Origin of the sequence: Streptomyces sp. NBC_01176, assembly GCF_045039825.1 — a bacterium.
In the GTDB taxonomy this organism is placed as follows: Bacteria; Actinomycetota; Actinomycetes; order Streptomycetales; family Streptomycetaceae; genus Streptomyces.
Genome location: NZ_CP108600.1, coordinates 2731021 through 2757144, shown reverse-complemented (window position 1 = coordinate 2757144; position 26124 = coordinate 2731021). Strand labels below are relative to the sequence as shown.

The following is a 26124-nucleotide window of genomic DNA, read 5'->3' as shown; positions in this document are numbered from 1 at the left end:
GGCCCGTCCATTGACCCTCTCATGGGGCGCCGCCTAACGTAGAGAACGCTTTCCCCCGAGGTCGCCGAGCCGGAAGGCCGACTCCTTGTCCGAGCGTCCCGTCGCGCTGTTCGCCATGACCGCGGAGAACGTGCCGCGGATCTTCCCGCCCGGCGTGCTGGCCCGGCTGCGGGACCTCGTCGACATCGATCCCGCCCTGGTCGCCGAGGACTTCACCCGGCCCGCCGTCCGCGAGGCGCTGGCCACGACCGAGATCCTGATCAGCGGCTGGGGATGCCCGCCGCTGGACGCGGCCGCGCTGGAAGCGGCGCCGGAACTGCGTGCGGTGCTGCATGCCGCGGGCTCCGTGAAGGGATTCGTGACGCCCGCGGTGTGGGAGCGGGGGCTCGTCGTGTCGTCGGCTGCCGGGGCCAACGCGCTGCCCGTCGCCGAGTACACGCTCGCCATGATCCTGCTCGCGGGCAAGGACGTCTTCACCCACCGGGACCGCCTGCGTGCCGAACGGGTCTTCCCCCATCAGGGGGTCCTCCCCGGTATCGGCAACCTCGGCCGCCGCGTCGGCGTCATCGGGGCCTCGCGCACCGGGCGCCGCCTCATCGAACTGCTGCGGCCCTTCGATCTGCGGGTGAGCCTGGCCGACCCGTACGTGGACGAGGCCGGGGCCGCCGCGCTCGGGGTCGCACTGGTGCCGCTCGCCGCTCTGCTCGGCGGCAGCGACATCGTCAGCGTGCACGCACCGCAGACCGCCGAGACCCGGCATCTGATCGGACGCCGCGAACTCGGCCTGATGCCCGACGGATCGGTGCTCATCAACACCGCGCGTGGCTCCCTCGTCGACCACGACGCGCTGGCCGACGAGCTGCGGACGGGGCGGATCGCGGCGATTCTCGACGTGACCGAGCCCGAGCCGCTCCCGGCGGACTCCCCGCTGTACGACCTTCCGAACGCCTTCGTCACCCCGCACCTCGCGGGCTCCCAGGGCAACGAACTCGCCCGGCTCGGCCTGGTGGTGGTCGGAGAGGCCGAGCGACTGGTCTCCGGCCGGGCACCGGAGTTCCGGGTGGACGAACGGGAGCTCGGGAGGATGGCGTGACGGGGCGTGGCGTCGGTGAGGTGTCCTCCCCGCGGGCGCCGGGACTGGCCGCAGGTCGCGACGAATTCCGTCGACGATGACGTCATGTGCTGCTGATTCAGTCGATCAATAGCTGAATGTGTGCGCTATCGGTAGCATTCACCTCATGGTCCACGATCCGCTCCCCGAGACCGACCTCACCCGCCACCGCCGTCTGCGCCAGCAGGGCTCCCTGGACAGGGGCGAGCTCCACGCCATCCTGGACGCGGGGTTCGTCTGCCACCTGGGAGTGGTCGTCGAGGGCAGGCCGGTGGTCGTACCGACGGTCTACGGGCGGGACGAGGAGTCTTTGTACGTGCACGGGTCGGTCGCCAGCCGGAGCCTGGCGGCGGGAGCGCCGGTCTGCGTGACCGTCACGCACGTCGACGGGCTCGTCCTGGCGCGATCGGTGTTCGAGCACGGGGTGAACTACCGGAGCGCCATGATCCATGGCGTACCGCGGAAGGTGACCGACCCGGCGGAGAAGACCGAAGGACTGCGCCGGCTCACCGAGCACGCCACGCCGGGCCAGTGGGCCTACGCCCGCCGCCCCAGCCGCAGGGAACTGGCCGCGACCACCCTCCTCGCCCTCTCTCTGGAAGAGGCCTCCGTGAAGATCCGTACGGGCGCCCCGGATGACGGGGACGGGCCGGACGCGGCACTGGGGCTCTGGGCCGGGACGCTGCCGCTCACTGCGGTGTGGGGCGCACCCGAGCCCGACCCCCTGCTGCCGCCCGAACTCGTCCCGCCCGCGCACATCGCGCGACGCGAGGGGACCCGGCACGGCTGACGCGCAGGCAGGGGCATACCGTGAGGAGTCGAGCCACAGGGCTCGGCACGAGCCGGGAGCGAGGAGAACGGGATGGGCGGCAGCCGCACCGCGCTGGTCGAGGATCTGATGGAGCGGTTCCCGCACGTACCACGGGAAGCCGTCTTCAAGGAGGACCTGCTCCGCGGGGGTGTGGCCTTCGACGCCTCGGCGCTGAGCGACACCACCAACGAGGCGGCCGGCGACGTCAAGCCGAAGTCGTACTTCATCTTCTCCTTCGACCACGGCACCCTGCCCGAGCTCGGCGAGGCGGCCCTGCGGCGTCCGCCCGAGGAGATCATCCTCACCGGCGGCCCGTACGACCTGCGGCGGACGGTCGTGTCCGTGCGCGTCAACCCCTCCTCGCCGTACCGGGTGGCCGCCGACGAGGACGGGATGCTCGGGCTGTACCTCGACGGGAAGCGGATCTCCGACGTCGGCGTGCCGCCGATGCCCGAGTACTACCGGCACACCCTCTCCAACGGGAAGTCCGTGATGGAGGTGGCACCCACCATCCAGTGGGGCTACCTGATCTACCTCACCGTCTTCCGCGTCTGCCAGTACTTCGGTGCCAAGGAGGAGTGCCAGTACTGCGACATCAACCACAACTGGCGCCAGCACAAGGCGGCCGGACGCCCCTACACCGGCGTGAAGGACGTGGAGGAGGTCCTGGAGGCGCTGGAGATCATCGACCGGTACGACACCACCAAGGCGTCGACCGCGTACACCCTCACCGGCGGCGCCATCACCTCGCAGGTCGCCGGCCGCGACGAGGCCGACTTCTACGGGCACTACGCCAAGGCCATCGAGGAGCGCTTCCCGGGGCGGTGGATCGGCAAGGTCGTCGCGCAGGCGCTGCCGCGGGACGACGTGCAGCGGTTCAAGGACTACGGGGTGCAGATCTACCACCCCAACTACGAGGTGTGGGACCGCCGCCTCTTCGAGCTCTACTGCCCGGGCAAGGAGCGCTACGTCGGCCGCGACGAGTGGCACCGGCGGATCCTCGACTCGGCGGAGATCTTCGGCGCGCGCAACGTCATCCCCAACTTCGTGGCGGGCGTGGAGATGGCCGAGCCGTTCGGCTTCACCACCGTCGACGAGGCCATCGCCTCGACCACCGAGGGCCTGCGCTTCTTCATGTCGCACGGCATCACCCCCCGCTTCACCACCTGGTGCCCGGAGCCGACCACCCCCCTGGGCAAGGCCAACCCGCAGGGTGCGCCGCTGGAGTACCACATCCGCCTCCTGGAGGCGTACCGCTCCACGATGGACGACTTCGGGCTGTCCTCGCCGCCCGGATACGGGCCGCCCGGCCCCGGCAACGCGGTCTTCTCGGTCAGCTCCTTCATGGACAGCCTTCCGGCGCGGGAACCCGCGGGCGCGGACGCGAGCGGGCCCGCCGCTCCGTGAAAGCCGCCTGAGACCGAGACTTCCCGGCCTCCCTCCCGCACCGCGGGAGGGAGGCCTTCGTCGGTGCCACGCGCGGTGCCGCGAGCGGTGCCCACGCGCGGTGCCTTGAGCGGTGCCGCAACCGCGTGCCGCATGAATTGAATGCCTCGCTTGTCAGTTGTGTGGGAACCGTGAAAGGCTCGGTCGCTGTCGTTGAGATGGCTACCAACTCTCCCGTGCGGAAGACGAGTTGGTCTTTGCGTTCTTTGACGTAGCACATGGAAGCAGTTGATGCAGGAGCCCCCCATGCCCGACCTGCCGACCCCCCAGGACGCCGCCGAGGCCGCGCTGCTCTCGGAGTGCTGGGACGCGGTCCTGTCGTACGCCGATCTGTGCACGTCCGGTTCGGCCGCGGCCACGCAGCTGGCAACCGAGGCCTTCACGCACGGCATCACCGAACTGCGCGCCGCCACCGCGGCATCGAAGAGCACCGGCACCGGGCGCAGGGTGCTCAGGCTGCCCCGCATTCCGCTGCTGCTGACCTCGGTCCGGGCCGCGGCCGCCGCCTGGGAGGCGGGCGGCCTGGGCCACCGGCTCGACCCCGACCTGCGGCTGTGGCTCAACTCCGAGAAGGCCGCGCGCTACACCGGGCCGCCGCTGCACCGCCCCGTCGCGCTGCGCGGCCTTCAGGACATGCAGGAGCCGGACGCCGCCCTGCTCTGGCTGGCCGAGGTCGAATCGCTGCCACTGCCCGCCGTGGCCCGGCGCCTCGGCCTGGACCCGTCGGCCGTGGCCACCGAACTCGCCCAGGTGCGGGCGCTGTTCCGGGACCGTTGCCATCGCAACCACCTCGACACCCCGATGGACGCGGGCTGCCGCAGCTACGCACGGCTCCTGGACGCGGTCACCCGCTCGCCCGGCGCCGAGACCCCCGGTGACCTCTCAGGGCACCTCGCGCGCTGCGTGCGGTGCGCGGAGGCGGCCGCCTGTCTGCGGCTGCACGGCGGCGGGCTGCCCGCGGCGATCTCGGGCGGCGTGATCGGCTGGGGCGGCCTCGCGTATCTGGAACGGCGGCGCCGCGCCGCGGAGGCGGGGCTGACCGGCGGCCGTACGGACGCGGCCGTGGACACGGGCCTGGCCGAGGGCGGCTCGGTCCGGCCCCGGATCGGCCGGACCGGGATCCTGGTGGCCGCCGTCGTCGTGTCGGCGCTGGCGCTCACGGTCTCCCTGATGCCCTTCGGCGGCTCCCACGACGGGGCCGCGCCCACGAGCGGCGCTTCGGGCGAGCGGCAGCCGGTGGCGGAGCCCCTGCCTTCCGCCCCGGCGGTCGCGTCGGGTCCGCCCGCCACCGCCACCGCGGCCTCGACGACACGGCCGGAGGTCAGCTCCGACCCGGAGGCCCAGGGGGAGTCCTCCGAGCCCGCGAACAAGTCGGAGCGACCGGCGGACGTCACCAGGAGTGCGCCGGCGGACTGCGAGGTGAAGTACGAGATCGTCAACGAGTGGCCGGACGGCTTCCAGGCCACCGTCACCGTCACCTCCACCGAGGCCCTCAGCAGCTGGCGGGTCGGCTGGACCTTCGACGACGGCCAGCGCGTCGGCCAGATGTGGGACGGCACCGTCACCCAGGACGACGCCAGGGTCACGGCCACCGCCGCCGACTACAACAGCTCCGTCGCCGCGAACGGCACCGTCGCCTTCGGTTTCCTCGGCTCGTGGAGCGGCACCAACTCGGCCCCGCACGACTTCACTCTCAACAACGACAGCTGCGACGAAGGAAGTTGAGGCGTCGGCCGCCTTCCGTCGGATGTGCCGGGCCGCTCCCGCTGGCCGCTCCCGCGCGGGAGCGGAAAACCGGTGGCGCCGAGTACCGGCTCTCTATACGCTGAAGATCGCTTCACACGGTGGCCGTCGGCCACCGCTGCCGGCTGAGCGATGAAGGAGGTGTGACCGATGGCTGTCACTGAGATGGGCACTGCCCGCATCCAGACGTTCATCAAGTCCACTTCCGTGGCCGCCGGCTGACCTTCCACCTTCTTCGCGCCCGAGTGCGCGTGCCGGGGCCGCCCTTGTGAAGGGTTTCCCTTGACTTCCTCCGTTTCTCCCGCAGCACACCCTCTCCAGTCGTACGGCTGGGACGACGCCTGGGCGGACGAGTTCGCCCCCTACGACGCCGAAGGGCTGCTGGCCGGCCGGGTCGTCCGCGTCGACCGCGGGCAGTGCGACGTGGTCACCGCCGACGGCGTCCTGCGCGCGGACACCGCGTTCGTGACCCCGCACGATCCGTTGCGGGTCGTGTGCACCGGCGACTGGGTCGCCGTCGAACCCGCGGGCAACCCGCGCTACGTACGCACCTGTCTGCCGCGCCGCACCGCCTTCGTGCGCTCCACCTCCTCCAAGCGCTCCGAGGGGCAGATCCTGGCGGCCAACGTCGACTACGCCGTCATCGCCGTGTCGCTCGCCGTGGAACTCGAACTCGGCCGCGTCGAACGCTTCCTCGCACTCGCCTGGGAATCCGGCGCGCAACCGGTCGTCGTCCTCACCAAGGCCGACCTGGTGCCCGACCCCGTCACCCTCGGTCACCTCGTACAGGACGTGGAGACCACCGCGCCGGGGGTCGCCGTACTCCCGGTGAGCGCCGGCACCGGCGACGGGCTCGACGTGCTGGCCGCCGTCCTGTCCGGAGGCACCACCGTGCTCCTCGGACAGTCCGGCGCGGGCAAGTCGACCCTCGCCAACGCCCTGATCGGCGAGGACGTGATGCATGTGCAGGCCGCGCGTGAGGTGGACGGCAAGGGCCGCCACACCACGACGACCCGCAACCTCCTCGCCCTCCCCGGCGGTGGTGTCCTCATCGACACACCCGGTCTGCGCGGCGTCGGCCTCTGGGACGCCGAGTCCGGGGTCGGGCAGGTCTTCGCGGAGATCGAGGAGCTCGCCGCGGACTGTCGCTTCCACGACTGCGCGCACGTCGCGGAGCCCGGCTGCGCCGTACTCACCGCCCTCGAGTCCGGTGCCCTGCCCGAACGACGCCTCGACAGCTACCGCAAGCTCCTGCGTGAGAACCAGCGCATCGTCGCCAAGACCGACGCGCGGTTGCGGGCGGAGATCCGGCGGGACTGGAAGCGGAAGGGGGCGGAGGGGAAGGCGGCCATGGAGGCCAAACGGGGGCGTTGACCCTTGGTCTGGGCAGGGGGGTGGGGTTCGGGTGCCGCCGTGACCGGGGGCTCCGCCCCCAGGCCCCCGCCAGGGGCGCTGCGCCCCCTGGACCCCCGCCGTCGCCCGAAGGGCTCGTCCTCAAACGCCGGACGGGCTGGATATGCGGGCCTGCGCCGGAGATCTGGGGCGTCTGAGGACGAGGCCGTCCAGGCCGAAGCGGGGGCCTGCGGGCGGCAGCCCCCAGCGACGGGACCGAACGTCACGTCCGATTTCCGCCAGCCCCGGCGGCAGCCGCCCCGCACACTGGGACACGTGATCGACGAAGAGACCAGGTACGAGGCCGTGCGGAGCAGGGACGCCCGGTTCGACGGGGAGTTCTTCTTCGCGGTGGAGACGACGGGGATCTACTGCCGGCCGAGCTGCCCGGCGGTGACGCCGAAGCGGCGGAACGTGCGGTACTACACGACCGCGGCGGCCGCCCAGGGCTCGGGCTTCCGGGCCTGTCGCCGATGCCGCCCGGACGCCGTGCCGGGCTCCGCGGAGTGGAACGTGCGGGCCGATGTCGTGGGTCGCGCCATGCGGTTGATCGGTGACGGAGTGGTGGACCGAGAAGGCGTCGGCGGCCTCGCCGCACGGCTCGGGTACAGCACCCGCCAGGTGCAGCGGCAGCTCACCGCCGAGGTCGGCGCGGGCCCCGTCGCACTGGCCCGGGCCCAGCGGGCCCACACCGCGCGGGTCCTGTTGCAGACCACCGGACTGCCGGTCACGGAGATCGCCTTCGCGGCCGGGTTCGCCAGTGTGCGGCAGTTCAACGACACGATCCGCGCGGTGTACGCCTCGACGCCCAGCGCCCTGCGCGCCGCGGCCTCGCGCGGGGGGTCCGGCGTCAGGCGCGCGGACACCCCGGCCGCCGGGATCCCGCTGCGCCTCGCCCACCGGGGGCCGTACCGGTCGACGGCCGTCTTCGACCTCCTCGCCCGCGAGACGGTCGCGGGCGTGGAGGAGATGAGCGGCAGCCGCGGTCGCCGTACCTACCGGCGCACCCTCCGCCTTCCGTACGGCACCGGGGTCGTCGCGGTGAACGAGTGTCCGGACGGGCGGGTGTCCCAGCCGGGTGGCTGGCTCGACACCCGTCTTCACCTCACCGACCTGCGTGATCTGACCACCGCCGTCCAGCGGTTGCGGCGGCTGTTCGATCTCGACGCCGATCCGTACGCGGTGGACGAGCGGCTCGCCGCCGATCCGCGCCTTGCGGCGTCGGTCGCCGCGCGACCCGGCCTGCGGTCCCCGGGTGCCGCGGATCCGGACGAACTGGCCGTGCGCGCGCTGGTCGGGCGCACGGCCGCGGAACGGCTGGTGCGCCGATACGGGAAGGCGCTGGACGCCCCGCACGGGACGCTCACCCATGTGTTCCCGGAGCCGGCCGTCCTCGCGGAGGCCGAGCCGGACGGCCCGCTCGGTTCGCTCACCGCCGCCCTCGCCGACGGCACACTGCGGCTCGACGCGGGTGCCGATCGCGAGGCGGCGGAGGCGGTCATGCTCGCGCTGCCGGGTCTGGACGCGCACACGGTCGCCGTCGTCCGGACCCGCGCCCTCGGTGACCCCGACGTGGCACCACCCGGCGAGGACGTCCCGGAGACATGGCGCCCCTGGCGTTCGTACGGGGTGCGGCACCTCAGGGCCGAGGAAGACGAGGCGGCGGCGCTGGGCGAGGGGCGGTGCGAGGTCAGTCCTCCAGGCCCCAGCTGTGGATCCGCCGCGGATGGACGCGGATCAGCTCCTCGCTGAAGTGGGGACCCAAGTCGTGGGGGCCGGTGAGGAGTTCGGCCTCGCCGCGGATGTCGATGCCGCGCACCCTCCACGGCCGGAGACTGACGACGTCGTCGACGACCAGGGCGACCTTCGGGTTGCTCAGCAGGTTGCGCCACTTCTTGGTGGTGCCCATCGCATGGCCGCCGATCAGGATCGTCCCGTCGTCCCGGGGGAAGAACCCGACGGGGTTCGCCTGCGGCTGGCCGTGGGCGTCGACGGTGGCCAGCCGCCCCAGCCGCTGCGACCTCAGATACGCGCGCTCGGCCTCGCTGAATTCGGTCATGGCAGCAGCCAAACACGTCGGCGCCGGGTACGCATCGGGCCGAAGACCCCGGCCCCGGGGAGGAGCGCGGGCGACGGACGCGGGTCAATGCCCTTGTCCCGGGGTGCGGCTGACGGTGTGACATTCCGTTGGGCGCGCCGGTGACCGGGGAAGCCATGCCGCATGACCCGCGTGATCATGGTCCGGCACCTCGTCGCCGCCCTGGCAACCGTCCTGACGCTCGCTACGCCGTGCGCGAGAGCCGACACGGGGCCCGGCCCCGCCCCCGGAGGTGCCCCCGCCGTCGAACGGGACTGGACCGGCACCTGGGAGGCCGCCCCCTCCGGCACCGCCCCGGCCCGCCCCGGCGCCTCGATCCGCAACGTCGTGCACACGAGCGTCGGCGGCGAGGCGGTCCGCGTCCGGATCTCCAACCGGTTGGGCACCGCACCCCTGCGACTCGGGGCCGTCACCGTCGCGTTGCAGGAGCCGGGGGAGCCCGCGGGACCCGACGCCGTCCCGGGATCGATGCGGACGGTGACCTTCGCCGGGGCCGGGTCGGTGGTCGTCCCGCCGGGCACGGACCTGCTCGGCGACCCCGTCCGCCTGCGGATCCCCGCCGACGCCAACCTCCTGATCTCCGTCCACACCCCGGCCGACTCCGGCCCGGCGACGTACCACCGCTCGGCTCACCAGACCAACTTCCTTGCCCCTGACGGTGATCGGACCGCGGACGAACGCGGTGGCCGCTACACCGTCGGCCTCGGCAACTGGTTCTACGTGACCGGCGTCGACGTCCTGGGCACGGGTGCCGTGGGCAGTGTGGTCGCGCTCGGGGACTCCATCACCGACGGGAACGGTTCGACCCCCGACACCAACCGCCGTTGGCCCGACCGGCTCGCCGCCCGGCTGCGCGACCTCCCGCCGTACCGCAGGCTCGGTGTCCTCAACGCGGGGATCTCCGGAAACCGGCTGCTGCTCGCGGGCAGCGGTCCCAGTGCTCTGGACCGGCTCGACGCCGACGTGTTCTCCCGCGCCGGGGTGCGGGCGGTGATCGTGATGGAGGGCATCAACGACATCAAGGGCACGCCCGAGCAGCGGGACCCCCGCGCCCTGGAGGACGCGTACCGCCGGATCGTGACGCGCGCCCACGCCCTCGGGATCCGGGTCGTCGGCGCCACGATCACGCCGTACGGCGGCCATCCGGCGTGGACCGAGGCGCGCGAGGCCGTCCGGCAGGAGGTCAACGCCTTCCTCCGCGGGGGCGGCCTCTTCGACGCCGTGGTGGACTTCGACGCCGCCGTCCGCGACCCGGCCGACCCGTACCGCATCCGCCCCGCCTACGATCCCGGCGACCACCTCCACTTCAACGACGCGGGCATGCGGGCGATGGCCGACACGGTGGATCTGGGAACGCTGGTTCCCTAGAGATTCAGAGAGATTCAGAGAGATTCAGAGAGATTCAGAGAGGTCCGGAGAGGTCCAGAGGGCAGGCGGCTCCAGGGGCCCAGGCGCGGGGCCAGCCAGGTCCAGGGAGCTCGGGAAGGCCGGGGAGGAGGCCCGGGGGGGGCGCGTCAGCCCCAGACCACCGCGCCCAGCCACGCGCCCGCGATCAGCAGACAGGCGAACAGCTCCGTCAGGACGCTCCAGCCGCCGGACCGCATCAGGGTCCGCACCGTCGACCAGGCCCGCTCGTGCCCGCCCACGACCAGCCGCTCATGGAGATAGATCCCGCCGAGGAAACCCGGCACCGCCCCGATCACCGGCAGCAGACAGAAGCCGAGCAGCGCCCCGGTCCCCGCGTACAGCCCCGTACGCGGGATGGCGCCGCCCTCACGGAGCCGCCGGGGAGGCAGCGCCCAGCGGATCGCCTGGGCCACCAGCAGGACCAGGGTCGCGCCCACGAGCACGGCCCAGGCCAGCGCCTGCGGGGCGCTCAGCGCCCACCACAGGACCGCGGCCCAGACGAGCCACGACCCCGGCACGCCGGGCACCAGCACTCCGCACACGCCGAGCGCGATCACCACGCCGACCAGCAGGAGTTCCCACGCTCCCATCTGTCAAGGGTGCCGGAGCGGACGGGAGCGCGCAGGTCAGTCCCGGGCCACCCAGCCCTTCTCGTAGGCGTGCCAGCCCAGCTGCAGCCGGGTCGTCACGTCCGTCAGCTCCATCAGCCGCTTCACCCGGCGCTGCACGGTCCGCAGGCCCAGGTCGAGCTGTTTGGCCACGCTCGCGTCGGTCAGCCCCGCCAGCAGCAGCGAGAGGATCTCCAGATCGGTGCCGTCCGGCCCGTCCGGCCCCTGTTCCACGAAACCCCGGCTGCCCAGCCGCAGCGGCAGCGCGTCCCGCCACACCGACTCGAACAGGCCCGACAGCAGCTCCAACAGCCCGCTTGCGTGCACGACCAGCGCGGCGGGCTGGGCGGTGTGGGAGGTGAGCGGCACCATCGCGAGCGTCCGGTCGGCGATCACGAGTTTGGTCGGCACCCTGTCCATCACCCGCACCTGCTCCTCGCGGCTGAGCGCGGCGGACAGCTCGGTGACGCCGGTGGGCTGGTCGAGTACGGCGCGTTCGAGGACCACGCGGTAGCGGACGCCGCGCCCGGCAGCCTGTTCCTCCGCGTCGTTGTCCATCCCGGAGACCGCTATCGGGGTCCCGGTGACCAGTGCGCACACCTCCTCGCTCGCGCCGAGCTGGAGCTGCAGGAACCGCTGGGTGACCGCCGCCGCGCCGATCACCACCTCGACCAGGTCGTGCACGGCGGGTTCGGTGGCCTGGGCGCGGTACTCCTCGGCGAGCAGCGCGGCCGCCAGTTCCGCCTTGTCCAGCTCGTGCCGCTGCTGGGTGAGCAGCGCGCCGAGGGCGACCCCCGGGGGCGCCGCGACCCAGCGTCCCGGCCGCGCCGACGACTGGGCCGCGAGGCCGTGCCGTTCGAGCCGGCGCAGGGCGCGTTCGGTGTCGTACTCGCCGAGCGTGAGCCGGCGTGCGAGATCGGGCACGTCGGCGGCGCCCACGGACACCAGTGCCCGGTACGCCGACTCGTGCGTCTCGTCCAGACCTATCGCTCCCAGCATGCGGCGATGCCCTCCCCAGGTTCCGTTCCGGCCGGGCCGTGGCGGAAACCGGCCACGGCGCAAACCCGCCTCGGCACATCATCGCCGCAGCACCCGCACCTCTGCCAAGCTCACGTCACCGGGGCACCGGTCACCGCCGGTGCGGGCCCGCCGGGAATCCCGGGGAAATTTCGGGGAAGTCCCGGGGAACTCCCAGGGAGGCGGGTCGCGTTCAGGGGGTGAATCGGCCGACGTGGACGGCGCGTCGGCGGCCCGGACCGTGGCGTGGGCCCGCGCGGCGCGCGAGGTGCGCGAGTGCGCGGGGCCCGGTCACCGAGACGCCGCCGGGCGGTTCTCCCGTGGGGGGTGGGATCGTCCGGCGGCTTCTCCCGAACCTCCTTTGCCCGCCGTGTTGTTCGACATGTCGGAGGCCGGGCGTTCAGCGGACCGGTCCGGGTGGCCGGATTTCCGGATGCCCCGTTTTCAACCGGCTCCCGCGGTGACAATTAGGGGCATGAGCCAGCAGGGGGAGAGCCACACCGGTCACGAGGACGATTGGTGGGGGCAGTTGTACGACGACTCCACCCAGGACACCGGGCCCGCCGCCGCGCCCGATTCCCTCGACGACCGGTTCGCGTCGGCCGCGGGGACGGTCGGGGCGGGGACGGTCGGGGCGGAACCGGCCGGGTCGGGTTCCGCCGCACGGTCGCAGGCGCCGGAGCGCGACGCCCCGGCGCCACCGGGGGAGCCTCCCGCGCCGCCGGAGCAGCGCGGCGGCGGTTCGGGTTCGGGGTCGTGGCACGGCGCCTCGCGCCGCGGCGTGGCCCCCGAGCCGGTCCCGACCCCGCCGCGCCGGGACGACCCTGTACGCCGGCGAGCCCCCTGGGAGCCGCCGCCGGCCGATCCCCCGACCCCTTTCGCCCCGCCCGCGCCCGCCGGGCCATGGACACCAGCGAACTCGTCCGCGCCCGCTGATCCGCCGAGGCCTGCCGCACCGCCGACCTCGGCCGGGCAGTCGGCGCCCGCCGCCCCGCCCGCGTCCGCCGGGCCGTGGGCCCCCGCCGATTCGCCGGGCCCCGCCGGTCCGCCGGTGCCGCCCGCTCCACCGACCTCGGCCGGGCAGCCGGCGCCCGCCGCCCCGCCCGCGCCCGCCGGTCCGTGGGCAGCCGCCGGTTCGCCTGCGTCAGCAGGGTCACCTGCGCCCGCCGGTCCGTCCGCGCCCGCCGGTCCGTCGGCGTCGGCCGGTCCGTCCGCGTCCGATCCGCCGGTGCAGGCCGGTCCGTCGAGGCCCGCCGATCGGCCGACGTCCGCCGGGCCGTGGGCAGGTGCCGAGTCGTCGGCCCCCGCCGGTCCCTCGGCCCTCGCCGGTCCCTCGGCCCTCGCCGGTCCCTCGGCCCCCGCCGGTCCGCCGGCGTCGGCCGGTCCGCCCGCGTCCGATCCGCCGGTGCAGGACGGTCCGCCGAGGCCCGCCGACCGGCCGACGTCCGCCCGGCCGTGGGCAGGTGCCGAGTCGTCGGCCCCCGCCGGTTCCACGGCCCCCGCCGGTCCCTCGGCCCCCGCCGGTCCGTTCCCGGCCGCCGATCGACCGGTGCCCGCCGGTCCGCCGGTGCCGCCCGCTCCACCGACCTCTGCCGGGCAGTCGGCGCCCGCCGCCCCGCCCGCGCCCGCCGGTCCGTGGGCAGCCGCCGGTTCGCCTGCGTCAGCCGGGTCACCTGCGCCGGCCGGTCCGCCCGCGTCCGATCCGCCGGTGCCGGCCGATCCACCGAGGCCCGCCGCCGCACCGGCCCCCGCCGGTCCGTCCGCGCCCGCGGCCTACCCGCCCGGGCCGACGCCTCCGGGGTACCGCGCCGGGGCTCCGCGGAGCTCCGTGGCCCCGCCCGCACCCCCGCCCCCCACGGCGTCGCCCGCGTCGGCTGTCCCGGCCGGTGCTCCGCCGCGGCCCCCCGGGGCCCCGCTGGACAGCCCTGCCGCGCCCCCGGCGCCCCCTGTCCCCCCGGCTTCCCCGGGCGCCGCACAGCCCGACACGTGGGCCCCGCACGCCCCGGCCCCCGAGGCGGCCCCGGACGCCGCCGCGCCGCCCACCCGCGCCGACCTGTCCGTCCTCGCGCCGTACGAACCCCTGCCCGCCGCTCCCCAGGAGCGGCCCTCCGTGGCCCACGTGGGCTCGGGCCCGCCCACCTACGACGCCGAACCCACCGCGCTTCCGCCCGCCGACCCGGACGGCCTCGACGACCTGGTCTCCGACACCGTGCTGGACGGGGCGCGGTACGGGACCAGCACCCTGCGGGCGGTCTCCGTGCGCGGGGACTCCGCGCGCTACCGGGGTGAGCCGCGCCGCGACGCCCTGCTGACCGCCCGCTTCGGGACGGCCGAGGACGCGCTGGTGCTGGTGGCGATGGCGACCGGTGCCCGCGCCACCCCCGGCGCGCACCGGGCGGCCGCCGAGGCCTGCCGGTGGATCGGGCGGGCCGTCGGCCGCAGTCACGCACGGCTGGCCGAGGACATCCGGGCCGCCCGGCGCGGGGACCTGAAGTCGGGACTGCACCGGCTCACCGACCGCAGCCTCGGCAAGCTGCGCGCGAGCGCGGCCGAGCAGGGCGTCGAGCCCGAGGACTACACCGCGAGCCTGCGCTGCCTGCTGCTCACCGCGGACCCCGAGTGCCGTACGCGAGTCTTCTTCGGTGTCGGTGACGGCGGTCTGTTCCGGCTGCGGGACGGCGAGTGGCAGGACATCGAGCCACGGACCGGCGACATCACCGGAGAGCCGGTGGTCGGCTTCGGATCGCTGCCCCACGAGACCCCCGAGGGCGACCGGCTCACCATGGACCTGGGCATCGCGACGCCCCCGAGCCCGTACGAGCCGGCCCCCGCACCGCCGCGTGCCCCCTTCCGCTTCCGTGCCTCCGTCGCCCGGCCGGGTGACACGCTCCTGCTGTGCACGGGCGGCCTCGCCGATCCCCTGCGCGGCGAACCGGGGCTCTGCGAGCACCTGACGACCCGCTGGTCCACGGGCGGCCCGCCCGGGCTGGCCGCGTTCCTGGCCGACACCCAGGTGAGGGTCAAGGGTTACGCGGACGACCGGACCGCCGCCGCCGTTTGGGAGGCGTAACCGCGTTCCCTGTGAATTCATGGACCCCAGAGGACGGACTCAAGGGTTCCAGGACCACTAAGGGGTGCGTGCAGCATGGCCAAGCAGAACGTCGCCGAACAGTTCGTCGACATCCTCGCCCGCGCGGGGGTCAAGCGCCTGTACGGCGTCGTCGGTGACAGCCTCAACCCCGTCGTGGACGCGATCCGGCGCAATTCCGCGATCGACTGGATCCACGTCCGGCACGAGGAGACCGCCGCCTTCGCCGCAGGCGCTGAGGCCCAGATCACGGGCAGGCTCACCGCCTGCGCGGGCTCCTGCGGCCCCGGCAACCTCCACCTCATCAACGGTCTGTACGACGCCCACCGCTCCATGGCCCCGGTGCTCGCCCTCGCCTCGCAGATCCCCTCCAGCGAGATCGGCCTCGGCTACTTCCAGGAGACCCACCCCGACCGGCTCTTCAGCGAGTGCAGCCACTACAGCGAACTGATCTCCAACCCGAAGCAGATGCCCAGGCTGCTGCAGACCGCCATCCAGCACGCGATCGGCCAGTCGGGCGTCAGCGTCGTCTCCCTTCCCGGTGACATCGCCGCCGCGCCCGCCCCGGACAAGACCGTCGAGACCGCCCTCGTCACCTCCCGGCCGAGCGTCCGCCCCGGCGACGCCGAGATCGACGAACTCGTCGCGCTCATCGACGCGGCCGACCGGGTCACCCTCTTCTGCGGCAGCGGAACGGCGGGGGCGCACGCCGAGGTCATGGAATTCGCGGAGAAGATCAAGTCACCGGTGGGACACGCGCTGCGCGGCAAGGAGTGGATTCAGTACGACAACCCGTTCGACGTCGGCATGAGCGGCCTGCTCGGCTACGGCGCGGCCTACGAGGCCACGCACGAGTGCGACCTGCTCATCCTGCTCGGCACCGACTTCCCCTACAACGCCTTCCTCCCCGACGACGTGAAGATCGCCCAGGTCGACGTCCGCCCCGAACACCTGGGCCGGCGCTCGAAGCTGGACCTGGCGGTCTGGGGCGACGTCAAGGAGACCCTGCGCTGCCTCACCCCGCGGGTGCGGTCCAAGGGGGACCGCCGCTTCCTGGACAAGATGCTGAAGAAGCACGCGGATGCGCTCGAGGGTGTGGTCAAGGCGTACACCCGGAAGGTCGAGAAGCACGTTCCGATCCACCCCGAGTACGTCGCCTCGGTGGTGGACGAACTCGCCGACGAGGACGCGGTGTTCACCGTCGACACCGGGATGTGCAACGTGTGGGCGGCGCGTTACATCTCGCCCAACGGCCGCCGCCGCATCATCGGTTCGTTCTCGCACGGCTCGATGGCGAACGCGCTGCCGATGGCGATCGGCGCCCAGTTCAGCGACCGCGGACGCCAGGTCGTGTCGATGTCCGGCGACGGCGGTTTCTCCATGCTGATGGGCGACTTCCTCACCCTCGTCCAGTACGACCTGCCGGTGAAGGTGGTCCTCTTCAACAACTCCTCCCTGGGCATGGTCGAGTTGGAGATGCTCGTCGCCGGGCTTCCGTCGTACGGGACCACCAACAAGAACCCCGACTTCGCGGCCGTGGCCCGGGCCTGCGGCGCCTACGGGATCCGCGTGGAGAAGCCCCGGCAGCTGGCCGGCGCCCTGAAGGAGGCCTTCAAGCACAAGGGCCCCGCCCTCGTCGACATCGTCACGGACCCCAACGCCCTGTCCATCCCGCCGAAGATCAGCGCGGACATGGTGACCGGATTCGCACTGTCGGCGTCGAAGATCGTCCTCGACGGCGGAGTCGGCCGCATGCTCCAGATGGCCCGCTCGAACATCAGGAACGTACCGAGGCCATAGGGCGTGTGGCACGGTCGTCAACACCCGGTGCTGCCACGGCCGGACCGGGTGCCCCCGTCGAGTACGGCCGGACACGCAGCCGAGAGTCGGTAGATGGACCGAGCGCCCGCGCTCGGCACGCCGTTCCGCGCAGGAGGCTCCGGGTGGTGCGCCAGCGTCGTCCGCGCTGCCTCGCGAGCCGCCCGCGCTCCGGCTCACCTCCCCCACGCGCCCCACGGGGGGTGGCGCGCGACGAGGGTGCGCGGCGGTGAGGGAGACCGGAAACCGGGGCGCCCAGGGCCTGTTCCCGGTCGGGCGGCACGTTGCCCCCCACGAGGGACCGGGCGGCGCACCCGAGCGGCCTGGCCGTCCGCCTCGTGGCGGATTCCCGCCCGCCCACCAGGGCTTTCCCACCGGATCAGTCACGACCGCGACGACCGCGACGGGCTCGTACGCGCCCCCGGAGCGCGCCCTCCAGCGGTCACCGGAGCCGGGAGCGGCCGCCGGCCGTACGACATCGACGGCGCCCGCTCCGGGTCCCGCGCCGGTCGGCCGGATCGCCCCGCTGGGTGTGCGCCTCACTCGGGCGACCACCGGTCCCCGGAGCGCGAGCGGGCGCCTCGCGAGGGCACCGGGACTGTCACGCCGCCACGCTTTCGCCCCCGCAAGGCCGAGGGTTGATGAATCGACATGACTGCCGTCTCGCGTAGGAGGGCATGGATTCCCGTGAACATGTTCGATCACGAGGGGAATCGGCATCGGCATGCAGGCGGGGGTCATGAGAAGGCAGGTACGAGGGCGCGGTCCCGTGGCGATCGGGGCCTCCACGGCAAAGGCGATGATGGAGGAGACGTCCGGGAGTGCGGCGGATCAACCCACCACCGCGCAGCTCAGGCGCAGACTGGCAAGGGCGGACCTACGGGCGGTGCCCGAGGCCCGCAGAGCGCTGAGGGAACTCTTACGGCACTGGGGGAGGCCGGGAAAGTCCGAGGTGGCCGAGCTGCTGACCAGCGAGCTCGTCACCAACGCCCTCATCCACACCGATCACGACGCGATCCTGACGGCCACCGTCCGACCCTCCGGACTCCGTGTGGAGGTGCGGGACTTCGTGGGACGCAGGCCCAGGCCGCGGGTACCGGACGCCGACGACGGTACGCACGGCAGGGGGCTCGTCCTCGTCCAGTCCCTCGCGGACGCGTGGGGCGTACGGGCCCACGGCGTCGGCAAGTCGGTCTGGTTCGAACTGGACGGCGGCGCGGTGTAGTCACCGCGCCGCCGTAATTCCTGTCCGGACGGAATTCCCGCCCGGGCGTCACTCCGGTCCGGGCGGAACTCCCGTCCGGGCGTCATTCATGTCCGGGTCCGGCCGGATTCCGGCCGGACCGACCGGACCTCACTCCGGCTCCGTCCGACGGAGCATCAGCCGAACTGCTGCTCCAGGTCCTTGAGCTTGCGCTCCAGGGAGTCGAGCCGCGGCAGGGCCATGGTGTCGTCCTCCGCGGTGAGATCGACCGTTATCGGGTCAGCGCTCTTGCGAACCGGCTGAAGGGAGGGCCGCGAACGTACGGGCAGCGGCTCCGGCCCCGATAGAGCAGGCTCCGTAGAGGCCTGAGCGGGAGCACGCTCCACGGTCGTCTCGAGCTGCGCCCGTGCGCTCGCGCGCCCCGGCAGGCCCCGGTGACCACGGCTGAGCGCCTTCAGGTGCGCGCGTTCGACCCGCTCCTCGTTGCGGCGGCGCAGACGCGTCTGCTCCTTCTGACGCTTGTCCTCGCGGACCTCGTCCACGGCCTCGTCCAGCGTACGGACGTTCTCCAGGAGCATCAGCGACCAGGCGCTGTACGTCTCACGCGGAGCGCGGAGCCAGCGGACTATCCGGATCTGCGGCAGCGGGCGCGGGACCAGACCCTGCTCGCGCAGCGCGGCACGGCGGGTCTGCTTCAGCGCCCGGTCGAACAGCACGGCGGCCGACAGGGACATGCCCGCGAAGAACTGGGGAGCGCCCGAGTGGTCCACGCCCCGCGGCGCGTGCACCCAGTTGAACCAGGCCGCGGCACCGGCGAAGGTCCACACGAGTATGCGTGAGCCGAGCGCCGCGTCGCCGTGGCTCGCCTCGCGCACGGCGAGCACGGAGCAGAACATGGCCGCGCCGTCCAGACCGAACGGGACGAGGTACTCCCAGCCGTCGGTCAGACCGAGGTTCTGCTGGCCGAAGCCGACCAGGCCGTGGAAGGACAGCGCGGCGGCAACCGCGGCACAGCAGAACAGCAGCACGTAGGAAGCCGTGCCGTAGACGGCCTCCTTGCGCCGGCGGCGCTCCTCGCTGCGCTCCCACGATTCGTCGTTACTGCTGCCCGCGCCGCCCCCGGACCGCTTGCCGCGCGCGAGCACCGCCACCGCCGCCAGCAGTCCCAGGAGCAAAACGGCGCCCGGAAGCAGCCAATTCAGCGATATGTCGGTCAGTCTCATCTGGGGTCCCTTGCATTGGGATAGGGCGTAACGCCCGCCATATTGGCCCAAGCCCATCGCCCCTCAAGGGGTTTCGCGGCAAGAGGCCGCCAAGGGAGTGCCAAGGGATGCGCAGGGCGACATTCTGCTCGAACTGCCGCGCGAGGGACGGGAGCTGAGTGCGAATAAGATTACCCGTACGGATGGTTCAACGGAAAGTTCCTGCGACAAGTGAGGAAGTTGTGAAGCACCTGTAATCCGAGGGGCGTCTCAGTCGCAGTTGATCTTAGAGCACCCGGGACCCCGCCCTGTCGCGGGGCGCCTCAACCGGTGGCTCCGGCCGTCGACTTGGCGACGCGCTCGGCGTCGCAGACGCGCGGGCAGGTGGGGCAGGCGTCGTCGGGGCGCAGTGTGTAGAAGAGGCAGCAGCTCGCGCGGTCGCGGGTGGTCAGGGTTCCGCCGTCCGGGCCGGCCAGTTCACGGAACGCGGCGGACCCGACGTAGGGCCGGGTCGCCCCCGGCAGCAGGAGCTCCAGTTCGCGCAGCGCGCGCTCCTCCTCGCCGAGGAGGCCGGCGACGTACCAGAGGCTCTCGACGATCTCGTCGGTCGCCATGCCCCACAGGGCGCGCCCGCGACGTCGCATGCGGGGGCCGAAGCCGCCCAGGACCGGCTCCAGGTGCTCGGCCACCGCGGCCCGCACCTCGGCCCGCAGGGCCTCCTCGTCCGGTACGACGCGGGCGCCGGGCAGGGTGGCCGCCGGGTCGTCCGGCAGACAGGCGAACTCGCCGGTCCGCACGGCCATCCGGCCGAGGGTGCGCTGGAATGTGACGTGCTCCACAGGAAAGCGGGGGACGCGGCGCTCCAGGAACCACGGGACGGTGATCAGGAGACAGGCCGGCCAGGCGTACCGGTGCAGCCCGAACGACGCGACGACGTCCGGGCGTGCCTGCTGTCCGTAGTCCTGGGTGATCTGCGCCTCGTCCCAGGCGAGGAAGGTGTCGAGCTCCGGCCCGCCCGCCGCGAGCCGGGCCGCGCCGACCCAGCCGATGCCCCGGGGGGCCGCCTCGCCGGGGCCGAGCTCCGTGACGCTCAGCCCGGGAAAGGCCTCGGCCAGCCGGGTGTAGGCAGCCATGACGGGCGAGGGTGCCGGGAGGGCGTCGGGGCGGGCCTGGACGCCTGCGGTCAGGGCAGGAGCGGACATCCGGTGACCACCGCTTCACGATCGTTGACAGGTAAGCCTTACCTTACCCGTACTGCCGGATGTTTGAACTGCGGCCGTGTGCGCCTATGGTGCTTGACGGACAGGTGACAACCGCCCCATTGACTCCCAAGTACCACCAAGCCCGGAGGAGGCCCTCGTGGAGCAGGCCGGTTCGCTGGGCACGCACGGCTCCGCCGGGCACGGTGCCCCGGACATGCGCACGCCGGCCGTCCGGGTGCCCGCCCAGTCGCGGGTGCCGGAACGGCGCCGGGAGGGGGAGCGGCGCCGGGAGCGGGACGTCGCCGTGGACGCGTCCGCGGTCGGTGCCGCGGCCCGCGGCGAGCACACGCACAGTGAGGTACCCCTCCCGTGTCCTCCCGTGGAGAACCCGCCGCCCCGCGCGGAGGCCGCACGGCCGGTGGTCCAGCGCGCCTCGGTCCGCGGCCAGATCCTCGCCGCCCTGCGCACCGCTCTCGTCGAGGGAGAGCTGGCCCCCGGCGAGGTGTACTCGGCGCCCCTGCTCGGCGAACGGTTCGGGGTGTCCGCCACGCCGGTACGGGAGGCGATGCAGCAGCTGGCCCTGGAGGGCGCCGTCGAGGTCGTGCCGAACAGGGGCTTCCGGGTCGTCCGCCGCGGGACGCGCGAGCTGGCCGAACTCGCCGAGATCCGCGCGCTCATCGAGATCCCGGTGATGCTGCGTCTCGCGCGCACGGTGGCCGCCGCGCGCTGGGCCGAGCTGCGCCCGCTCGCCGAGGCCACGGTGCGGGCCGCGTCCACCGGTTGCCGCGCCACCTACGCCGAGTGCGACCGCGCCTTCCACCGTGCCGTGCTCGCCCTCGCGGGCAACGACCAGCTCGTACAGATCGCCGAGGACCTGCACCGCCGCGCCCAGTGGCCGCTGGTCGGCGGCCCCGTCTCCCGCGGCCGTGCCGACCTGGTGGCCGACGCCGCCGAGCACACCGCCCTCCTGGAGGCCCTGATCGTCCAGGACCTGCCGGTCGTGCAGTCCCTCGTGCGGGAGCACTTCGCGGGCGCCTGAGGGCTGGGTGCGCCGACGTGGAAGGCCGGGACCCGGGCCGGCCGGTATGTGGCGTTCCCGCCCTGGACGTAACGGATTCGTACGGGGCCGGCCGCGGACCCGGTCGGCGGGAACCCGGACGGCCCGGTCCGCGTGCCCGCCGGTACACGGCGCGAGCCGACCGAAACCGGGGGAGACACCGATGCCCGACCCGTCCTGGCAGGCGAGGCAACAGGCCCAGCGGGCCCAGCAGATCCATCAGAACCACGTACGGCACCACCGCGACCTGCACCACATGGCGCACGCCCGCCACACCGGCGCGCCGCATCCGTACCGCGCCGTGTCCCGCGGGCCCGTCCGGGGCGGCGGTCTGGGCGGCTTCCTGCTTCTCCTCGTGGTCGTGGCCGGGGTCGTCTACGTGGCCCACGATCCCGAACTCCGCGCCACCGTCGAGACGTTCGCCCGCGACCTGCTGTCGAAGGTCCAGAGTGGCTGACGGGAGCGCCCTGGTCCCCGGCGGCATCCGGCGGACGCGGGCAGGAGTCGCGCCCCGCGTCCGCCGGCCGTCTCAGGCGGTGGCGGCGGGCGGGGACAACTGCCGTGCCAGCCAGGTCGGTACACCCCCGAGGAGCCGGAACAGCCGTCCTGCCTCCGCCCGCAGCCGGGAGGCCTCCGGCTCGGTCTCGGCGTCGGCGAGGGACGCCAGCGCCGGAGCCGTTCCCACCAGATAGCCCAACTCCTCGCGAATCCTGAGGGATTCCCCGAAGCCGTGCCGGGCTTCTGCCAACTCGCCGTCCCGCAGGGCGAGTCCGGCCAGGTGCCGCCAGGTGAAGGACAGCAGCAGCGGGTCTCCCTGGGCGGACGCGCCCGCGTGGGCGCGGCGGTAGGCGGCGCGGGCGGCCTGCGGGGACTGCGCGAGGTTCTCGGCGAGCAGTCCGCGCCGGAAGTCCAGGAGCGCGCGGCCCGGCGCCCCGGGTGCGATCAGGGCGGCGGCCCTGCCGAGTGCGGCCCGTGCCTCGTCCGCGCGGTCACGTACCCCGAGCAGGGTGGCCGCGTAGGCGAGTTGTCCGCGCTCACAGGCCGCGGCGCCCCGCTCGTCGTCGCTGCGGGCCACCGCCTCCGCCGTGCGGAGCGCGTCCTCGGCCTCCGCCCAGCCCTGCTCGGTGTACAGACACCGCTCGACGAGGAGCGAGGCTCTCTGCAGCGACGCCTGTGCCGTCCGGGGCTGGATCAGCGCGGCCGCGTCGGCCCAGCAGGCGCGCGAGCGCAGCCGCCATACCGCGGTCTGGAGTGGATCGTCCCCTGCGTTCGTTCCGGAACCAGACATGGCGGTATGCGCCACGTTGCCCTCCCCGAGCACGCCATTGAGCTGTTGAGTGGTGGCATCTCAGCACGGATCAAGGCACCCGGCCAAGGGGCTGGGTGAAGGATTTCACAAAGTCGTGCGACAGGGGCGCCACTTGGCGACACGACCCTCACCGCCCCGTGACCTCAACTCATGCGCAGGGCCAGGAAGAAGTCGAGCTTGTCCTCCAGGCGGGAGAGGTCCCGGCTCGTCAACTGCTCGATACGCCCCACCCGGTAGCGCAGTGTGTTGACGTGCAGGTGGAGACGGGCGGCGCAGCGCGTCCAGGAGCCGTCGCAGTCGAGGAAGGCCTCCAGGGTGGGGATCAGTTCGGCACGGTGACGGCGGTCGTAGTCGCGCAGCGGGTCCAGGAGCCGCGCGGTGAAGGCCCGGCGCACGTCGTCCGGTACGAAGGGCAGCAGCAGGACGTGGGAGGCGAGTTCCTGGTGTCCGGCCGCGCAGACCCGGCCGGGGCGTGCGGCGGCGACCCGGCGCGCGTGCCGGGCCTCCTCCAGGGCGCCGCGCAGCCCCTCCGCCGAGTGCACCGCCGCGCTGACGCCGAGGGTGAGCCGTCCGTCGTCGTTCAGGCCGGCCGTCAGCGGATCGCGGACGGCCGCCAGGAGCGAGTCCGCGAGCAGCCCGGTCTCCGAGCCGTCGTGCTCCGAGGAGACCGCCGGGAGGGGGACGAGCGCGATCGCCTCGCCGTCCGAGTGGGCGACGGCGATGCGGTCCGCGTGCTCGGGGCCGGTCGTCAGCGGGTCGACGAGCATCTCCTCCAGGAGCGACTGCGCGACCGGTCCGCCGTCCATCTCGCCGCCGTCCCACTCGACGCGGGCCACCACCACCTGCCAGTGCGGGGCCGCCCCGAGTCCGGGCAGCAGCACCGGGGCGGCGACCCGCAGCCGGGCCGCGATCTCGGCGGGCGCGGCCCCCGACTGCACCAGTTCGAGCACCTCCTGCGCGAGGCGCCGCCGTACCGTGCGTGCCGCGTCCCGGCGGTCCCGTTCGACGGCGATCAGCTGGGTGACACCCTGGAGCAGGTCGAGCCGTTCCGCGGGCCAGTCCCCGGCGTCCGCCTCGACCACGAGCAGCCAGTCGGAGAGGACCGTCTCGCGCACGTCGCGCCCCGCGCCCGCGGAACGGCCGGACGACCGGACCGCGAAGAGGGAGTACGCCGTCGTGTCCACCACGACCCGGTGCGGCCCGCGCCGTCCGGTGCGCACGGCGGCGAGGTGCTCGGCGGCCAGCCGGGCGCACACGTCGGCGGGCAGCGCGGCCCCCGCGAGCTTCGAGCCCGCGACGGGGCGCCCGGTGGGCGAGAGCACCCAGGCCCGCAGGTCCAGGTCGGAGCCGAGCAGGTCGAGGACCACGTCGGGGCCGCCGCCCGCCGGCCCGGACGTCATCATCCGCCGGTGCCGGTCCACCACGGCCGCCAGGTCCCCGGCGCGCTCGCCGGAGACCTGCCGTACGACGTGTTCGGTGATCGTCGCGAAGGCCACCGACTCGGTCACGGCGAACAGGGGCATCCGGTGCCGGGCGCAGGCCAGGACCAGGTCCTCGGGGACGTCACCGAGCTCCGCCTCGCCCGCGGCGAGGGCCGCGACCCCGGCGCCCGCGAGGATGCGTACGAAGGGCTCGGAGTCCGCGGCGCCGTGCCGCCAGGCGAGACCGGTGAGGACCAGTTCGCCGCCCGAGAGATAACGGCTGGGGTCCTTGAGGTCGGTGGTCATCACACCGCGTACGGTGCGGTCGAGCTCGCCCTCGCCGCCGAGCAGCCGCAGGCCCAGCGCGTCGGTGTCCAGCAGTGCGCGCAGCCGCATTCTCGTCGCCGCCGTTCTTGTCTCGAAAACTACGATGGATCTGAAGGTGGGCACCGGGCGGACGCGCCCGTGCGCCGTATTCCCAGGTCCCGGCATGTTCTGGGTGTTTCACTGGGAAACCGGAGAGGTTACTGACGCCTCCCGTTCATATGAATCTACAAGATGAGCGCCCTGGCCAGCCAACTCCTTCATGGTTTCGGTGACTGACACCGGTGGAGCACAGCGCTGTGTACTGGCCTCGATCCGCGTGAACAACTCATGAACGAGCCGGGGCCGCCGCACACGATCTGGCTTGATCGATACGACCTTCGACGAAGAAGAAGAGAGCCACTCATGGACTTCCTTCGCCCCGCCGGCTGGGAGGAGGCGCTCGCCGCGAAGGCCGAGCACCCCACCGCTGTGCCGATTGCGGGAGGCACCGATGTGATGGTCGAGATCAACTTCGACCACCGCCGGCCCGAGTACCTCCTCGACCTGAACCGCATCGGTGAGCTGAGCGAGTGGGAGGTCGGTGAGGAGAGCGTGCGCCTGGGCGCCTCCGTCCCGTACACCCAGATCATGGAGAACCTGCGCGGTGAGCTCCCCGGCCTGGCCCTGGCCTCGCACACCGTGGCCTCCCCGCAGATCCGCAACCGCGGCGGCGTCGGCGGAAACCTCGGCACCGCGTCCCCGGCCGGTGACGCCCACCCCGCCCTGCTCGCGGCGGGCGCCGAGGTCGAGGCCGAGTCGGTACGCGGCACCAGGCTGATCCCGATCGACGCGTTCTACACCGGGGTGAAGCGCAACGCGCTCGCCCCGGACGAGCTGATCAGGGCCGTCCACGTCAGGAAGGCCGACGGCCCGCAGCAGTACTCCAAGGTCGGCACCCGCAACGCGATGGTGATCGCGGTGTGCGCCTTCGGTCTGGCCCTGCACCCCGCGACCCGCACGGTGCGCACCGGCATCGGCTCCGCCGCGCCGACCCCGGTCCGCGCCAAGGCCGCCGAGGAGTTCCTGAACGCGGCGCTCGACGAGGGCGGCTTCTGGGACAACGGCAGGATCATCACCCCGTCGGTCGCCAAGCAGTTCGCGGACCTGTGCTCCGCCGCCTGCAACCCGATCGACGACGTCCGGGGCACGGCGAGCTACCGCCGCCACGCGGTCGGCGTGATGGCCCGTCGCACCCTGACCTGGACCTGGGAGTCGTACCGCGGCACCGCCGCCACGGAGGGAGTCGCGTAATGCGCGTCAATTTCACGGTCAACGGCCGTCCGCAGGAAGCCGACGACGTGTGGGAGGGCGAGTCCCTGCTGTACGTACTGCGGGAGCGACTGGGCCTGCCCGGTTCCAAGAACGCCTGCGAGCAGGGCGAGTGCGGTTCCTGCACCGTCCGCCTGGACGGCGTGCCGGTGTGTTCGTGCCTGGTGGCGGCCGGTCAGGCCGAGGGCCGCGAGGTCGTCACCGTCGAGGGGCTCGCGCAGTACGCCCAGCAGCGTTCCTGCGGGACGGGCTCGTGCGGGACGTCGCTGGACGAGGCCAGGCGTTGGGGCGCCAAGGGCCATGACTCGCAGACCGGCGAGGGCACCGAACTCTCCCCGATCCAGCAGGCGTTCATCGACGCCGGCGCCGTCCAGTGCGGGTTCTGCACCCCGGGCCTGCTGGTCGCCGCCGACGAGATGCTGGAGCGCAACCCGACCCCGACCGACGCGGACATCCGCGAGGCGCTCTCCGGCAACCTCTGCCGCTGCACGGGTTACGAGAAGATCATGGACGCGGTCCGCCTCGCGGCCGCCCGGCAGTCCGAGGCGGTCTGAC

Annotated in this window: 21 protein-coding genes; 14 read left to right on the top strand and 7 right to left on the bottom strand. The window is 73.3% G+C overall.

Annotation, left to right across the window (positions count from 1 at the left end; translation table 11 throughout):
* The first annotated feature begins 85 nt into the window (after window positions 1-85).
* The 6 genes from OG199_RS11690 to OG199_RS11665 all read left to right on the top strand — a co-directional run bounded on the left by OG199_RS11690 (window position 86) and on the right by OG199_RS11665 (window position 8255).
* Window positions 86-1093, top strand: coding sequence for a hydroxyacid dehydrogenase (locus OG199_RS11690; protein WP_405829379.1), 1008 nt, complete (start codon window positions 86-88; stop codon window positions 1091-1093).
* A gap of 145 nt (window positions 1094-1238) precedes the next feature.
* On the top strand, window positions 1239-1901 hold the full coding sequence (locus OG199_RS11685) for a pyridoxamine 5'-phosphate oxidase family protein (protein ID WP_405829377.1): 663 nt from the start codon (window positions 1239-1241) through the stop codon (window positions 1899-1901).
* 72 nt (window positions 1902-1973) lie between these two features.
* Window positions 1974-3329: a radical SAM protein gene (locus tag OG199_RS11680; protein ID WP_356799624.1), complete on the top strand. Its 1356-nt coding sequence runs from the start codon at window positions 1974-1976 to the stop codon at window positions 3327-3329.
* 285 nt (window positions 3330-3614) lie between these two features.
* Complete coding sequence (locus tag OG199_RS11675) at window positions 3615-5093, top strand: cellulose binding domain-containing protein (RefSeq protein WP_405829375.1); 1479 nt, start codon at window positions 3615-3617, stop codon at window positions 5091-5093.
* 300 nt (window positions 5094-5393) lie between these two features.
* Window positions 5394-6485 carry a ribosome small subunit-dependent GTPase A gene (gene rsgA, locus OG199_RS11670; RefSeq protein ID WP_401801125.1) on the top strand — a complete coding sequence of 364 codons (1092 nt, stop codon included), beginning with the start codon at window positions 5394-5396 and terminating at the stop codon, window positions 6483-6485.
* A gap of 297 nt (window positions 6486-6782) precedes the next feature.
* Complete coding sequence (locus OG199_RS11665) at window positions 6783-8255, top strand: DNA-3-methyladenine glycosylase 2 family protein (protein WP_405834505.1); 1473 nt, start codon at window positions 6783-6785, stop codon at window positions 8253-8255.
* Here the strand turns inward: OG199_RS11665 and OG199_RS11660 are convergent.
* The gene (locus tag OG199_RS11660) at window positions 8194-8562 is read right to left on the bottom strand and encodes a PPOX class F420-dependent oxidoreductase (protein ID WP_356809143.1); all 369 of its coding nucleotides are present in this window, start codon (window positions 8560-8562) and stop codon (window positions 8194-8196) included. The two genes, OG199_RS11665 and OG199_RS11660, sit on opposite strands and share 62 nt — an antisense overlap.
* A gap of 162 nt (window positions 8563-8724) precedes the next feature.
* On the opposite strand from OG199_RS11660, the gene OG199_RS11655 reads away from it, so the two are divergent.
* Window positions 8725-9969: an SGNH/GDSL hydrolase family protein gene (locus OG199_RS11655; protein ID WP_356809144.1), complete on the top strand. Its 1245-nt coding sequence runs from the start codon at window positions 8725-8727 to the stop codon at window positions 9967-9969.
* A gap of 146 nt (window positions 9970-10115) precedes the next feature.
* On the opposite strand, the gene OG199_RS11650 is transcribed toward OG199_RS11655, so the two are convergent.
* Window positions 10116-10598 (bottom strand): DUF456 domain-containing protein, encoded by a 483-nt coding sequence (locus tag OG199_RS11650; RefSeq protein WP_356809145.1) that lies wholly within the window; start codon window positions 10596-10598, stop codon window positions 10116-10118.
* 36 nt (window positions 10599-10634) lie between these two features.
* Window positions 10635-11615 carry a winged helix-turn-helix transcriptional regulator gene (locus tag OG199_RS11645; RefSeq protein WP_356809146.1) on the bottom strand — a complete coding sequence of 327 codons (981 nt, stop codon included), beginning with the start codon at window positions 11613-11615 and terminating at the stop codon, window positions 10635-10637.
* Between the two features lie 1423 nt (window positions 11616-13038).
* Here OG199_RS11645 and OG199_RS11640 point away from each other — a divergent pair.
* From OG199_RS11640 to OG199_RS11630, 3 genes are all read left to right on the top strand, one after another.
* Entirely contained in the window at window positions 13039-14703 is a 1665-nt protein-coding gene (locus OG199_RS11640; protein WP_405829371.1) for a PP2C family serine/threonine-protein phosphatase, read from the top strand.
* A 75-nt stretch (window positions 14704-14778) separates the two neighbouring features.
* Window positions 14779-16521 carry a pyruvate dehydrogenase gene (locus tag OG199_RS11635; RefSeq protein ID WP_401801115.1) on the top strand — a complete coding sequence of 581 codons (1743 nt, stop codon included), beginning with the start codon at window positions 14779-14781 and terminating at the stop codon, window positions 16519-16521.
* 820 nt (window positions 16522-17341) lie between these two features.
* Complete coding sequence (locus OG199_RS11630) at window positions 17342-17764, top strand: ATP-binding protein (RefSeq protein ID WP_266706368.1); 423 nt, start codon at window positions 17342-17344, stop codon at window positions 17762-17764.
* Between the two features lie 155 nt (window positions 17765-17919).
* On the opposite strand, the gene OG199_RS11625 is transcribed toward OG199_RS11630, so the two are convergent.
* Together OG199_RS11625 and OG199_RS11620 are read right to left on the bottom strand one after the other, a co-directional pair.
* Window positions 17920-18966, bottom strand: a complete 1047-nt coding sequence (locus OG199_RS11625) for a DUF2637 domain-containing protein (RefSeq protein WP_356803227.1) — start codon at window positions 18964-18966, stop codon at window positions 17920-17922.
* Window positions 18967-19268: 302 nt separating this feature from the next.
* On the bottom strand, window positions 19269-20147 hold the full coding sequence (locus OG199_RS11620; RefSeq protein WP_405829369.1) for a (2Fe-2S)-binding protein: 879 nt from the start codon (window positions 20145-20147) through the stop codon (window positions 19269-19271).
* 157 nt (window positions 20148-20304) lie between these two features.
* On the opposite strand from OG199_RS11620, the gene OG199_RS11615 reads away from it, so the two are divergent.
* Both OG199_RS11615 and OG199_RS11610 read left to right on the top strand, forming a co-directional pair.
* Window positions 20305-21186, top strand: a complete 882-nt coding sequence (locus OG199_RS11615; protein ID WP_356803223.1) for a GntR family transcriptional regulator — start codon at window positions 20305-20307, stop codon at window positions 21184-21186.
* A gap of 181 nt (window positions 21187-21367) precedes the next feature.
* Window positions 21368-21661 carry a hypothetical protein gene (locus OG199_RS11610; RefSeq protein WP_356803221.1) on the top strand — a complete coding sequence of 98 codons (294 nt, stop codon included), beginning with the start codon at window positions 21368-21370 and terminating at the stop codon, window positions 21659-21661.
* Window positions 21662-21733: 72 nt separating this feature from the next.
* Here the strand turns inward: OG199_RS11610 and OG199_RS11605 are convergent, their stop codons facing one another.
* Entirely contained in the window at window positions 21734-22507 is a 774-nt protein-coding gene (locus tag OG199_RS11605; RefSeq protein ID WP_266702717.1) for a hypothetical protein, read from the bottom strand.
* A 149-nt stretch (window positions 22508-22656) separates the two neighbouring features.
* Entirely contained in the window at window positions 22657-24330 is a 1674-nt protein-coding gene (locus OG199_RS11600) for a PucR family transcriptional regulator ligand-binding domain-containing protein (RefSeq protein WP_405829367.1), read from the bottom strand.
* 333 nt (window positions 24331-24663) lie between these two features.
* Here OG199_RS11600 and OG199_RS11595 point away from each other — a divergent pair, with 333 nt between their 5' ends.
* Both OG199_RS11595 and OG199_RS11590 read left to right on the top strand, forming a co-directional pair.
* Window positions 24664-25551: a xanthine dehydrogenase family protein subunit M gene (locus tag OG199_RS11595; protein WP_356803217.1), complete on the top strand. Its 888-nt coding sequence runs from the start codon at window positions 24664-24666 to the stop codon at window positions 25549-25551.
* A complete protein-coding gene (locus tag OG199_RS11590; protein WP_356803215.1) occupies window positions 25551-26123 on the top strand; it encodes a (2Fe-2S)-binding protein in 573 nt (190 codons plus the stop codon). The genes OG199_RS11595 and OG199_RS11590 overlap by 1 nt, the downstream gene beginning before the upstream one ends.
* Window position 26124 lies beyond the last annotated feature (1 nt).

Coding starts and splice junctions, on each gene's coding strand:
- OG199_RS11675 (WP_405829375.1), top strand. CDS start 3,615: ATGCCCGACCTGCCGACCCCCCAGGACGCCGCCGAGGCCGCGCTGCTC.
- OG199_RS11595 (WP_356803217.1), top strand. CDS start 24,664: ATGGACTTCCTTCGCCCCGCCGGCTGGGAGGAGGCGCTCGCCGCGAAG.
- OG199_RS11635 (WP_401801115.1), top strand. CDS start 14,779: ATGGCCAAGCAGAACGTCGCCGAACAGTTCGTCGACATCCTCGCCCGC.
- OG199_RS11645 (WP_356809146.1), bottom strand. CDS start 11,615: ATGCTGGGAGCGATAGGTCTGGACGAGACGCACGAGTCGGCGTACCGG.
- OG199_RS11620 (WP_405829369.1), bottom strand. CDS start 20,147: ATGTCCGCTCCTGCCCTGACCGCAGGCGTCCAGGCCCGCCCCGACGCC.
- OG199_RS11680 (WP_356799624.1), top strand. CDS start 1,974: ATGGGCGGCAGCCGCACCGCGCTGGTCGAGGATCTGATGGAGCGGTTC.
- OG199_RS11600 (WP_405829367.1), bottom strand. CDS start 24,330: ATGCGGCTGCGCGCACTGCTGGACACCGACGCGCTGGGCCTGCGGCTG.
- OG199_RS11630 (WP_266706368.1), top strand. CDS start 17,342: ATGGAGGAGACGTCCGGGAGTGCGGCGGATCAACCCACCACCGCGCAG.
- OG199_RS11610 (WP_356803221.1), top strand. CDS start 21,368: ATGCCCGACCCGTCCTGGCAGGCGAGGCAACAGGCCCAGCGGGCCCAG.
- OG199_RS11590 (WP_356803215.1), top strand. CDS start 25,551: ATGCGCGTCAATTTCACGGTCAACGGCCGTCCGCAGGAAGCCGACGAC.
- OG199_RS11625 (WP_356803227.1), bottom strand. CDS start 18,966: ATGAGACTGACCGACATATCGCTGAATTGGCTGCTTCCGGGCGCCGTT.
- OG199_RS11655 (WP_356809144.1), top strand. CDS start 8,725: ATGACCCGCGTGATCATGGTCCGGCACCTCGTCGCCGCCCTGGCAACC.
- OG199_RS11685 (WP_405829377.1), top strand. CDS start 1,239: ATGGTCCACGATCCGCTCCCCGAGACCGACCTCACCCGCCACCGCCGT.
- OG199_RS11660 (WP_356809143.1), bottom strand. CDS start 8,562: ATGACCGAATTCAGCGAGGCCGAGCGCGCGTATCTGAGGTCGCAGCGG.
- OG199_RS11650 (WP_356809145.1), bottom strand. CDS start 10,598: ATGGGAGCGTGGGAACTCCTGCTGGTCGGCGTGGTGATCGCGCTCGGC.